Source organism: Lacihabitans sp. LS3-19, assembly GCF_024343575.1.
GTDB lineage: Bacteria > Bacteroidota > Bacteroidia > Cytophagales > Spirosomataceae > Leadbetterella.
Genome location: NZ_RJUA01000003.1, coordinates 239,035 through 251,542 on the forward strand (window position 1 = coordinate 239,035; position 12,508 = coordinate 251,542).

Here is a 12,508-nt window from a genome sequence, read left to right on the forward strand (position 1 = left end):
CTTTAATTGTTTATTTTAATTTTTCTTTCCTCAGGTCTAAAATACCAAGATACAATAGTTAAAATCAAAAGCAATAGGGGAGGGAATGTTTTAACAATTGGTTCGCCTATAGCAAGATGCGAAATTATTGCACCTGTCATTGTAAAGAAAAAACCAGCATAAGCCCATTCTTTTACTAATGGAAATTTGGGAATTAAAATGACGATTACACCTAGAATTTTCCAAACACCAATTAAAGTCATTAAATAAAGTGGGAAACCCAAGTTTGAAAAATTCTGTACTTCTTCGTCCATTTTTATAATTTGAACAATCCCTGTAGAAGTCATACCAAGAGCTAACCAAAGTGTGGCCACCCAGTAAATAATTTTGTTTCTTTTTGTCATTTTTTATAAATTTCTTCTATTCTATTATGTGCCATATTTAGACCAAACGCAAAAGGCAGTGCCATCAGCTGGTTTCTAAATTCTACTGATTTGAAAATTATCTGCATGTTAAGTCTGCTTTTCGTATCGCTAAGTTTTTCAAATTCTAGGTATTCTAACTGAACAGGAAAAACCGAATTTTCCATTTCGAAAGTTCTTGTGATTTTTTTGTTTGGTACAAATTCATGTATTACCCCACTAAAACCATGTTTGTTACCCTTAGGGTCCGTGGTTTCGTATTGAAAAATACCATATTTTTTGCTTTCAAGTTTAATGACTTTAGTTCCCATCCATTGCTCCACAAGGTTGGGTTCTTGATAGGCTAAAAAAAGTAGTTCTAAAGAAATGTCAAATTCTCTTTTAATCCACAACTCTTGTTTTCCCTCTTCAGCAGATATTTTAGTTTTTGATTCCATGGGTATTATTTAGTAGGTTTATATTGCTTCATCAAAGTTTCTAATTTGTTGAATCTATTATCCCACATGCTGCGAAATGGCTCAATAAAATCTGCTACTTCTTTCATTTTTTGAGCATTGATTTGATAAAATACTTCTCTGCCAGAAGGCTTTTGAAGTAATAAATCGCATTCTGTAAGTATTTGTAAATGTTTAGAAACTGTTGGTCTTGCAGAGTCAAAGTTTGCTGCAATGGCTCCTGCAGACATAGCTTGGGTAGTTACCAAAAGCAAAATCGCTCTCCTCGTCGGGTCAGCTATGGCTTGAAATACGTCTCGTCTTAAATTCATTATGTAGCTATTTGACTACAAATATAAATGAAGTTATTTGGCTACACAAAATAAATTTTGTTTATTTTAAATATATGATTGTAAATTACCAAATTTCAGTTGCTCGTAATTATTGAATTTGGAATTATTTAGTTGTTTGATAATATGCAGATTAAGATTTTTTTTAATGTAAATAACTCATATTCAAAGTATTAGAAAAAATAAGAACAAGTTTTCCTAATACTGAATACCAGCCCAGACAGTAAAATAGCGATTTAATTTCCAGTATTAAGGCCCTTTTTCAAGTGTAATTTTAACTTAGCTAGGCTCAAACTCTTTTGTTTGTTTATTGAAGTCCTTAGAAAGGTTAAAACGATTATTTATTATAGACTAACAACCGCATTTCCATTCGAGGCAGACAAAAATAGTTCTTATAGACGAATTCAAAGGTTTATGGCAGACTTCGATTTCTCAATGGAAATTGTATCGAAGTTGATTTTTTAACTTTTACTTAATCAAGAAAAAAGAATATTGATTATTAATAGAACTAAAGTCGTGTGCGACCTCAGTGGGTTTGGAAAGTCAAATATCAATATTAGGAGTTATTTATAAGAATTTTGCATTTACATTAATGTTTAAAATGTTAAACCAAAGAGGCAATTTCACTTATGAGGAAAGAGCAGAACTAATTAGGAAGTATATTGATTACTTTGTCTTGAAAGCATTGATTGTGTTTAAGCTTATTGAGAATTTATTGGAGAAAAATGGATTGGATTTTTAAATGCCGAGGGTATAAGGTATCAAATACGAATTAGGAACAATTTCAAGGTATTTTTACCTGTAAAAACAGAGAAATCAAGGTAAGTTGGTTATTTAATAATTTAAAAATTAATGACGTATGGCATTATCCTAAAATAGAAAATTTAAATGGGGAACTAGTGTATTTATCAGCCATAAAGACGATTACAAGAGATAATGGAATAGGATTATTGATTTTGGTTTCTTACAATCGGCCCGTAGAATCAGTAGAATATTATAAAATTAGATGGGAGATAGAAACATTATTTAAATCCTTAAAAGGCAATGGATTCAATATATAAGATACATAGGTAATAAAATTGGAAAGCTTAGAAAGACTAATACTTTTAGTTATGATGGCTTTTAATTGTTCTTATTTGATAAGAGATTATTTGGAATCAGTTTTTAAAATACTAAAATTGAAAACTCATGGGAGAGGAGCAATTAGTATTATTAAATTTGAATTAGATTATATATCAAATGCCTTAATAACAGGTATTAATAAATATAAAATCAACATTTACTTTTTTTTGTCATGTGCTTAAGTGTAAATAATAAAATTACACTTGCCCAAGGTTTTATGCTTTTTTGAGATTCAAGTTAACATACTTATTTAAACACTGATACTTACTGAGATTAAATAAATCACGGTAAACCATGATATTTTTTAAACAAGCAGAATGGAACTTTGAAGCTTAAACTTTAAAGCAATGAAAATAAACCATCGAGTTCTGTTTCTTATCTTACTTTGTTTAGGGTTTTCAATATCTAATGCCCAAAATGTAAAAATAGCGGACAGCCCTAAAGGAAAGGTAATTAGTAATACAGGAGGCTCTGACACCCCCGCAAGCTCTTCAATTCTTGACGTAAGAAGTAAAAGTAAAGGAATACTGATACCCAGAATGACTGGGCTACAAAGAGCTGGCATTGCTCGTGCTGATACGGGTTTGTTGGTATTTCAGCCACTTTCTGACCTTGGGAATAGGAGTTTGCCAGGACTATATGTATTTACTGCTGATGATTATTGGGAGCGGTTTGCCACTACTTCAGATGCTACCTGGACAAAAGTAGGTGAAAATCAGTACAACAAATTGGACGGAAATGTGGGCATAGGTACATCTAGCCCGAATGAAAAATTAGAGGTAAAAGGCAAATTTAAAATGTCGAACAGCACTACTAATAGCCTGATATTGAATGCAGACCCGCTATTTGGGAACTATATAGAGTTCAAAGATGGCACCACCAATAATGCAAAAATTACAGAATCTGCAGGGACGCTAACATTTTCTAGTCTGGGTAATGTAGGTCATTTGAAACTTTATCCCAACGGTGATATAAATACTGGCTCTGGTACCGCTTTTAGTATCAATGGAACAGGCAATTCTGAACCTTCCCTCGAAATTGTAGATGATTCTCCCGAGATTAGGTTTAAAGTGGGAGCCAGTCAAAAAGGCGGTCTGTATGTCGCCTCTGACCACCTTTATGTAGGTACAAGTGCCACCAACACTGTTGGAAGTCTGCGTTTTATGACTAAAAACACCATGCGAGGTGTGGTGGATGCCGATGGTAATTTTGGATTAGGAACTGCAAATCCTTTAGAAAAATTACATGTGAATGGTCACGCTATTATGAATGCCACTGACGCTCTTTTAAGGCTTCAAACAGGTGGTGTTGATAAGGCTTTTGTACAACTCGTAGGTAATAACTTACGATTAGGAACCTTTGCCACCAACTCTTCTGCCAATTTAATTTTTAGAGTAGCAAACGCGGATCGATTTACCATAAATCAAAACGGTAATGTAAATATTTCGAATGAACTTGTCGTAAACAAAAAGCTCACGGTGAATGAAAACTTGGAGGCCATAAAAATAAATGGGGATAATCCTGCGATCAATTTCTTCGAAGCAGGAACTCAAAGAGCCTATGTATGGGCGGTGGATGATAATCTGAATATTGGTACTTCGCTAAATACTGGAAAAATAATTATGACGGCCTCACAGTTTCAATTGGGCACTTCTGTGACAGTACCCAATGGCTACAAAATGGGCGTAGGAGGTAAAATAATTTGTGAAGAACTTAAAGTAAGGCTTCAGTCGGCTGGATGGCCAGACTATGTGTTTGATCAAAAATACAAATTATCTCCTTTATATGATTTAGAAAAATATATCAAAGAAAACCATCATCTGCCCAATATTCCTGATGCTAAAGAAATTGAAAAAGAAGGAATTGAACTCGGTGAAATGCAAAGAAGAACCATGGAAAAAGTAGAGGAATTGACCCTTTATATTATTGAACTTAAGAAAGAAATTGACGAATTAAAAGCTTCAAAAAAATGAAAAAAATACTCCTCTTATTCTCGTTAATCTCTATTGTTGCCAAGGCACAGCAAGATAATTTTCAATGCTTATCAGCTCAAGAATTGAAAAGCTATAAAGAGCATATCAAATCCTTGAAGTATGCTTATTTAAATTCGAATCCTGAGGCTGCAAAAGCCAATGCCAGGGTACGAGGAAGCAACAACCATCATATTCTTCTAGGATGGCCACTTCAATCCTCATCAGATTATGATTTCACCTACAATAATTTTACCATAAGCAATTTCGTTGACCAAAACGCAAATTCAGATCCTGAAGGTGATGATGATGTAAGGGAACCCGAGTGGATTGATGACTATAATTGCGGAAAACGGACCTATGACGGGCACGATGCCGAAGATATAGGTTTATTCCCATTTGCGTGGCGAATGATGGATAACGAATCAGTGCAAATTGTAGCCGCCGCTCCGGGAATAATACTGACCAAAAGAACTGGCAATTTCGATAAAAACTGTGAATGGGCTGGGGCAGGCAATGCCAATTATGTGAGTTTATTACACGATGACGGTACCATAACAAATTACTATCATATGAAAAACGGTAGTGTTACCAGCAAATCTGAAGACGATCGGGTAGAAGAAGGTGAATATTTGGGTTTAGTAGGTAGCTCAGGACGTTCTACAGGGCCCCATTTACATTTTTCAGTATATGACACCAATGACGACCTCATAGATCCTTTTACGGGTAATTGTAACTCATTAAACAATGACAGTTGGTGGAAAGTCCAAAGACCTTATAGAGAACCTATGATTAATAGAATAATGACCCATACTGCTCCACCTGATTTTGGTGTTTGTCCAAGTGAAGAAATAACTTTTGAAGCCAATCAATTTGCCTCGGGATCATTTTTTCATATTTCAGTTGCTTTTAAAGATATTCAAGCTTTAGATGTGTCTTCTTTTGAGCTCATTAAACCTAACGGCGATACCTACAGCACTTGGTTTCATCAATTTCCTCAAGAAAGAACTGGTTTTCTTTATGTTTCAACGCACCAATTACCGGATGCTAATACTGGCACCTGGATTATTAAGATAGTCTACAAAAACAAAAATTATTATCATTTTTTTACCGTAGGGTGTAATAGCACAAAAAATATTCTCGGTAATGTCACTGGGAGCAAAGGTTATATTGCAGGAAATACGATTAGTTCTTCAGCAGAGCATTTTACCAATGACCAAACAAGAGTGCTTTACCAAGCAAATGAAGAAATTGTCTTTACGCCAGGATTTGAGATTAAATCAGGAGCTACTATGAAAGCTCGAATAAAGGCATGTGATTATGTAGACTAAAATCTTAATGAAATTGATATTAAAATGATGTTTTTAAGTTAAATTTGATGTATAGACATTTAAGTTTTGAAAACTTCATTTGGTTTTTTTATCCAATTTATTATTCTGATTTTGGGTCAGTTTGAAATGGGGTATGCTCAAAATCCAGAGTTCCGATTTGGAGTTTCTAACCAGAGCATTATTGATTCCTTATATAAAACAGCAAATTATCTAAGATACCAGTCCGACTGGATAAGCCTGATAGAGTTTGGAAATAAAAATTTAGATTATCTTGAAAAATCACCAAAGAAATTCACCGCATTTCAGAAAAGCCTAATCTCAGATGAGATAGTGTATGCCTATGTATTTCTGTCAGATTTAGAAAAAGTGCATCAATTTTGCGATGGTGCCATAAGCTCTTTGTCAAATGAAAATAACAACCTAGCTTATCAAGAGCAAATAGCCCAAATTTATCTAAGCTTGGCACGCGGCTATGGCTACAGCGAGCGATTTGTGGAAAGTAATCGCTATTTAGATTCTGCGAGTCATTACCTGCGAAACTCCTCAAATAATTTAAAAAAGTATTATTTAAAAAATGATATTGTCAGTAATTTCGTCGAACTAAATGAACCCGATAAGGCCTTGGCTATGGCCAAGCAATGCTATTCATTTTTTAAAAATCGTCCGAGTGACAGAGGCTTAGCAGAGATTGAGATGCTATTGGGACGAATTTATTTGCTTAAAAAAGAAATGAATTTAAGTGAAAAATATTCAAAACATGCCTTGCAAAAAACCAGTAACCCTAGAGTACTCTATAATTGTCATGAAAGCCTCTACAGGGTTTATCAAGCTACCAATAGTCCTGATTTGGCATTGTATCATTTAGAAAAATACCATCAATATTTAGACAAAATCTTCAATGCCAAGGTAGCAAATGACCAGTTGGCACTTGAAAAGAAAATTTTGGAGCAAAAGTCAGAGGCAGACCTACGAGTAGAAATGCAAAAAGGACTTATTCAGAAAAGGCTTAAGAACTATTTTTTAGCTGGAAGCTTACTGCTTTCCATACTGGCCATTTGGCTATTCAGAAATAGGCAGATCTTGCACAAAAAGAATCAGGAGATTGCCGCTCAAAAGACCTTGATAGAAGACCTTAATTTAGGACTAGAACAAAAAGTAAAAGACAGAACCAAAGAATTGCAGATGGCTTATGATGAGATTAAAAACGCCATGCAGAAAGGTCAAAATATTGAAAGAAAAAGAATCGCCACCGACCTACATGATAACCTTGGCAGTTTGCTTTCAGCAGTATCTATAAGTCTAGATACGCTCGATATTGAGTCACTCAATGAAAACGAAAAACAGCTGTATCGAAAAATCACCTTGATGATGGAAGATGCCTATGCAGAAGTGAGAAGTTTGTCTCATAACTTGCAACCTGCCGAAATAGAAAATGGTTTTTTGGGTTCTGCTTTAGAAAGACTAATTGATAAACTTAATGCCCAGAGTCGTATTTTTTTGCAATTAGAAAATCAGATTGGTGATAGAGTTTTTGCTAAAAACATCACACTGAACACCTATGCGATCGTGCTTGAACTTTGTAATAATATGCTCAAATACTCAGGAGCAGATGAGGGTAAAATAAAAATAAAAACAGCTAATGAGCTCTTGTTTGTAGAAATTTCTGATAACGGAATAGGAATGTTGGGGTATAAAAAAGGGCAAGGAATACTAAATATTGAGCAGAGAATTCAAGAGTTACGCGGAAGCATGACTATACGTAATAATGCTAGTCAGATGACAAGTTTTGAAATTGTTATACCTTTGTAATTAACTATATCTATAAATTCATAATTCAATTAGTTGATTGAGTAAAGCATATTTAAGAAGGCCAAAAGAGTTCTTTACGCCAGTTTTTCTGAAAATATTTTTTCGATGCGTCTCCACTGTATTTAATGAAATAAAAAGCTTTTCTGCAATCTGTGATGAGGAATATTCTTCGGCAATTAGTTTTACTACTTCCAATTCTCTTTCGCTAAGAGCTTCTTCCAATAAATAGGCATGTTGTTGGAGTTTTTGAAAGACCGAAGCAAAATAATACTTTTCGCCCATAGCTAAGTTTTTAATAGCCTTCTCAAAATCTACTTTTTTTGCGTTTTTTAGTATGTAACCACTCGCACCGGCTTTGAATGCAGCCTTTATGATTTCTATGTTTTCAACCATAGTCAACATCAGCACTTTCACTTCAGGCTGTTTTAACATAAGCTGTTTGGTCAATTCTAAACCGCTCATTCCAGGCATCTGATAGTCGGAGATAAGTATATCACAAGGATAAAAAGGCATATTCCTGAGCATATCCTCAGCATTGTCTGTTTTATACACCAGCTCCACACCCTCTATATTTGATATAAGTAAAGCTAGACTCTCTAGGAAAAGGGAATGGTCGTCAACAATGTTTACTTTTATCATAATGGTATACAAATTAGCTTTTTTTTTTACCTAAATTATCCCCATTTGCCGTGATTATTAAATTGTTCAAAGTCACAAATAAGCTTTTATAATAAAAACTATGTTTAATTTCAATTTCCCTTCTCTAACGCCAAATTTACCTGATGAACTTCTGTGAAACTATTTGGTAAATTTACTGAAATATGCAAAACATCAAAAGAACTGGATATTTTAGTATTTCTGCAAATATAATTTATTCAAGAAAGTTGTCTAAAGTCGAACTATATTTTATTAAACTGAAAGCAAAAACTAATGTAAGAAACCAAACACCCTTTCCCAAAAAGCTTTATGTAATAGTTAAACAAATGATATTACTTTATTCTATAGAGTCTTTTAGAGAATGAGGACTTGCTTAGAATTTTACTTTCCTTTTGGTATAGAATAAAGGATTAAGTCCATCTGGTTCACTTTCAATACACTTTAGTCCACCGCAACTTTGTAAGAAGGGTCCTCATAGATATTTACGTCTATAACCTTATCGGCGTTTTGTAGTAATTGTCGGCAGTCTGGACTTAGATGCCTCAAATGAACTTTTTTGTTTACCTTGGCGTATCGCTCTGTGATTTTGTTAACAGCTTCTATGGCACTCATGTCGTTTATTCGGCTTTCTTTGAAATCAATTACCACTTCTGCGGGATCATTATGTACGTCAAATTTTTCAGAAAAAACTGTTGTGGATCCAAAAAATAGTGGGCCAAAAATTTCGTAATGCTTTATGCCTTTTTCGTCGATGTATTTTCTGGCTCTTATTCTTTTAGCACTTTCCCAAGCAAATACCAATGCCGAAATGATAACGCCAATCAAAACTGCTAAAGCCAAATTGTGCATAAAAACAGTTACTAAAATAACAACCAATCCCACAAAAATATCGTGTTTGGGCATTTTGTTAGCCATTCTGATGGTAACCCATTCAAATGTACCTATGGCCACCATTATCATCAGACCTGTAAGAGCTGCCATAGGCATTTTTTCAATCAAACTGTTACCAAACATAATGAATACCAAAAGCATAATAGAAGCAAAAATACCTGAGAGCCTAGCTCTTGCTCCATTTGAGATATTTATCAAACTCTGGCCAATCATAGCACATCCGCCCATTCCTGAGAAAAAGCCTGTTATGAAATTTGCCATGCCTTGTGCTATTGCTTCTTTGTTGCTTCGGCCTTTGGTTTCAGTTATTTCATCCAAAAGATTTAAGGTCAATAGACTTTCAATCAAACCTACTCCAGCAACAATTACAGCATATGGAAAAATGATTTGCAGTGTTTCTAAACTGAAAGGCAAATCTGGAATATGAAAAGGAGGAAATCCTCCTTTGATCGAAGCCATATCTCCAACAGTGGTTGTATTGATATTAAAAATTGCAACCACTGCTGAAACAATCAAGATGGCCGCCAAAGGAGCTGGAATTACTCGGGTAATTTTTGGTAAGCCCCAAATAATTAACATGGCTAAAGCAACAAGGCCTAACATAGAATATAATGCTGTTCCTGAAAGCCAATTGTCAGCCCCTGCAACTTTAAATTGCGGTATTTGAGACATGAAAATTACGATGGCCAAACCATTCACAAAACCATACATAACTGGCTGAGGCACCAATCGTATAAACTTACCAAGTTTTAAAAAACCGGCTAACATTTGTATAATTCCGGCCAAAATGACTGTGGCAAAGATATATTCTACACCATGGGTTTTTGCTAAAGCTACAATTACTACGGCTACAGCACCTGTGGCTCCTGAAATCATTCCTGGCCTACCTCCAAAAATAGAAGTGATTAAGCCCATTGAGAAAGCGGCATATAAGCCAACCAATGGAGACAATCCAGCGATAAATGCAAATGCGATAGCCTCTGGTACTAATGCCAAGGCTACAGTTAAGCCTGATAATACTTCGGTTTTGTAATCAACTTTTTGTTGAAAATTGAACAGATTAAAATATTGTTTCATAAAAAATATATAGGATAACCCTAAATTTTGAGCGGTATTATCCCTGTAAAAAGGAAAGAAGACCAAATGGAAAAAAGACCGAATGGAATGTGAAATACTTAAATTCAGCCATGAAAGCTACAAAATTAAGGCTTTTAGGTGGTTTTTCTATGATTTATTGTTTTTGGAAGATAAATCCATTGAGTTTTTTGATGAATAAATCATCATTTTTTATTTTTTCTAAGATTATATTTTTCCAAAAATTCCAGAATCATCCTGTCGTAGGCGTTGGCACCTATTGATCTTTTTTTGGATAAAATAACAGGGACTTGTTTGGCTGTAGAGTCTATAAACGCCATATCTCGAGGAATATAAGTATCAAAAACTATGTCACCGAAGTTTTCTCTCATCAAATCCAGAATCTGGTTTGATAGCTCATTGTCTTCATCGTGCATAGTCAGCAATATACCTTCAACATAGAGTTCTGGTTTTAGGCGTTTTTGAATTATTTTCATGGTGCCCAATATCAGTTCCAAGCCTTCTATTCCAAAATATTCACATTGGAGTGGAATAATGATGGAGTCTGCAGCCATAAAGCTATTGATGGGCACAATTCCCAGAGAAGGCGGACAATCTATAAAAATAAAATCATAGAGCGGTTTGATGGGCTCCAGTTTTTCTTGTAAAATGTACTCTCGCTCCGTAAAATTGACCAATTCTATTTCAGCACCAACCAAATGCGGCGTAGAAGGAATAAGGTCTAGGTTTGGATAGCCAGTACGAATTATGCAGTCTTGTATAGGACTTAAGCCGACCAAAGCAGCATAAATACTCTTGTTATCATATTCAGATTTAAGTCCAAAGGCTACTGTGCAACTGGCCTGATGGTCAGTGTCTATCAACAAGACTTTGTAACCTCTGGCGGCTAGTCCAGCAGATATATTGACGGCGGTAGTAGTTTTACCTACCCCGCCTTTTTGATTCGAAATTGCAATTATTTTAGGAAGCATCATGATGTCTTAACGACACGCAAGATACAAAATTATTTGATTTCGATAACTTTTTCTATTGCTTCTAGGGGGTTTTCGTCGCCATAATCTAAAACAGCCAAAATAGAATATTTACCAGGTTTTATGGTTGTAGGAATCTCCAAAGGCACTATTCTTTTTCCGCCTGGAAAAACTGGAAACTCTACATTTTCCGTAAGTGTCTCTTGAGAAGTTGACAGATTTGTAATCTCTAAATGGCTTTTACAATTTATCATTGTTTTACCTGTGTTATTTATTTCAAACTCATAAATCTTAGCGTCTTCTTTTGATTTAGTTAAACTCACCGCACTTGCTGAGCTCTCTGTCAAACTTGGAGGAGTTTGGTAAACATGAATTCCCATTCTAACTATCTCTTGGATGCTTGCTTTTGCTTGATTTGGCTCATTTGTCAGTGGTTTTTTCAAATTAGCACCTTGAATAAACAACATAGCCCATTTCATAGATTCTAATTCTTCTACATTCTTAGGCGACTGCATAGTTAGTACAATCTCTCCAGAGCTGCCAGCTGGAACCTCAAGAAAATTTTTGTCGAAAGTTAACCAAGACGCACACGAATAGGGCTTTGTGTTAGCTTTGAAATAATCATGTGATCCGTTTGGTTTTCTGTTCCAATCTCCTATATTGATTTCAAAAGACTGAGTTTTTGAGGAATTGTTGGTAATAGTTACCACCTGTGTTTCGGAGGTCCCCGGACTTTGCAAACGAAACTCTACTATGGAAGGATTAATATTTATTTGTTGGGCAGTGCTACTTAAGATTCCCAATAAAAGGGAAAAAATAAAAAAAAGACGATTCATTCTATTATATTTATTTTAATTTTTACTTTATTTTACAAAATTATCTTTAAAAATTGATTTTGGACTCACGAATATTTTTTTTTGCATTAATTTCATTTGTTTTTTTTAAAGCACATAAAGCACCCGCTCAAACCTTTTCTTTTAATTTACAGACATCATCATTGGTGTTTGATTATTCAAACCCTTCTGATTTCAACACTCCTCGCACTATTCCTAAGGCTTTTACAATAGATGTTGTAAACTCTAGAAGTGGCAGGTACAACATTTACTGCAAACTTGTTTCAAATTCGGGACAAAATTTAACTTCAGTTCCAGTAAATCTTTTTTCGGTTAAGCTAAATAGTGCCAACTTTACAATGGGTGGCTCCTATTTTTTACCCATAACCTTAGGGTTAACAGATGTATTGATAGGCAACGTTACAAATAGAAATCGAAGAACTGATACTATTTACTATGACTTAATATTAAATCCTTTAAGTTTAAATATCAATCCTGACAATTACAGTTTTAGCTTTATTTTTACAGTTTCTGAATAGATTAACAATGTCAAAAAAACTATTCTTAATTTTTTCTTTATTTTTAATTTCTATTTTGTCCTTTTCTCAGGCCACTATAACTAGGACAGCTACCGCCTATGTAAA

12 protein-coding genes are annotated in these 12,508 nt (G+C 34.6%); 5 read left to right on the forward strand and 7 right to left on the reverse strand.

The features are described 5' to 3' along the window. Positions 1–2 precede the first annotated feature (2 nt). Genes EGI22_RS04840 through EGI22_RS04850 form a run of 3 tightly spaced genes read right to left on the reverse strand, consistent with a single transcriptional unit; the run spans position 3 to position 1,167 of the window. A complete protein-coding gene (locus EGI22_RS04840) occupies positions 3–383 on the reverse strand; it encodes a DoxX family protein (RefSeq protein ID WP_255066736.1) in 381 nt (126 codons plus the stop codon). Next, complete coding sequence (locus EGI22_RS04845; RefSeq protein WP_255066737.1) at positions 380–838, reverse strand: SRPBCC domain-containing protein; 459 nt, start codon at positions 836–838, stop codon at positions 380–382. Before EGI22_RS04845 ends, EGI22_RS04840 begins: the two co-directional genes overlap by 4 nt. Positions 839–843: 5 nt before the next feature. After that, the gene (locus tag EGI22_RS04850) at positions 844–1,167 is read right to left on the reverse strand and encodes a helix-turn-helix transcriptional regulator (RefSeq protein WP_255066738.1); all 324 of its coding nucleotides are present in this window, start codon (positions 1,165–1,167) and stop codon (positions 844–846) included. Positions 1,168–1,786: 619 nt separating this feature from the next. Between EGI22_RS04850 and EGI22_RS04855 the strand changes: the two genes are divergently transcribed. The 4 genes from EGI22_RS04855 (at position 1,787) to EGI22_RS04870 (ending at position 7,417) form a co-directional block, all read left to right on the forward strand. Next, a complete protein-coding gene (locus EGI22_RS04855; RefSeq protein ID WP_255066739.1) occupies positions 1,787–1,927 on the forward strand; it encodes a hypothetical protein in 141 nt (46 codons plus the stop codon). Between the two features lie 727 nt (positions 1,928–2,654). After that, on the forward strand, positions 2,655–4,280 hold the full coding sequence (locus tag EGI22_RS04860) for a hypothetical protein (protein ID WP_255066740.1): 1,626 nt from the start codon (positions 2,655–2,657) through the stop codon (positions 4,278–4,280). Further along, a complete protein-coding gene (locus EGI22_RS04865; RefSeq protein WP_255066741.1) occupies positions 4,277–5,608 on the forward strand; it encodes a M23 family metallopeptidase in 1,332 nt (443 codons plus the stop codon). Before EGI22_RS04860 ends, EGI22_RS04865 begins: the two co-directional genes overlap by 4 nt. A gap of 66 nt (positions 5,609–5,674) precedes the next feature. Beyond that, entirely contained in the window at positions 5,675–7,417 is a 1,743-nt protein-coding gene (locus EGI22_RS04870; RefSeq protein WP_255066742.1) for a histidine kinase, read from the forward strand. A gap of 18 nt (positions 7,418–7,435) precedes the next feature. Here the strand turns inward: EGI22_RS04870 and EGI22_RS04875 are convergent, their stop codons facing one another. The 4 genes from EGI22_RS04875 to EGI22_RS04890 form a co-directional block, all read right to left on the reverse strand. After that, positions 7,436–8,056 (reverse strand): response regulator transcription factor, encoded by a 621-nt coding sequence (locus EGI22_RS04875; RefSeq protein WP_255066743.1) that lies wholly within the window; start codon positions 8,054–8,056, stop codon positions 7,436–7,438. A 459-nt stretch (positions 8,057–8,515) separates the two neighbouring features. Then, complete coding sequence (locus tag EGI22_RS04880; protein WP_255066744.1) at positions 8,516–10,042, reverse strand: SulP family inorganic anion transporter; 1,527 nt, start codon at positions 10,040–10,042, stop codon at positions 8,516–8,518. A gap of 203 nt (positions 10,043–10,245) precedes the next feature. Then, positions 10,246–11,034: a ParA family protein gene (locus tag EGI22_RS04885; protein ID WP_255066745.1), complete on the reverse strand. Its 789-nt coding sequence runs from the start codon at positions 11,032–11,034 to the stop codon at positions 10,246–10,248. A 29-nt stretch (positions 11,035–11,063) separates the two neighbouring features. Continuing rightward, a complete protein-coding gene (locus EGI22_RS04890) occupies positions 11,064–11,867 on the reverse strand; it encodes a molecular chaperone (RefSeq protein WP_255066746.1) in 804 nt (267 codons plus the stop codon). A 164-nt stretch (positions 11,868–12,031) separates the two neighbouring features. Between EGI22_RS04890 and EGI22_RS04895 the strand changes: the two genes are divergently transcribed. Further along, on the forward strand, positions 12,032–12,403 hold the full coding sequence (locus EGI22_RS04895) for a hypothetical protein (protein ID WP_255066747.1): 372 nt from the start codon (positions 12,032–12,034) through the stop codon (positions 12,401–12,403). Positions 12,404–12,508 lie beyond the last annotated feature (105 nt).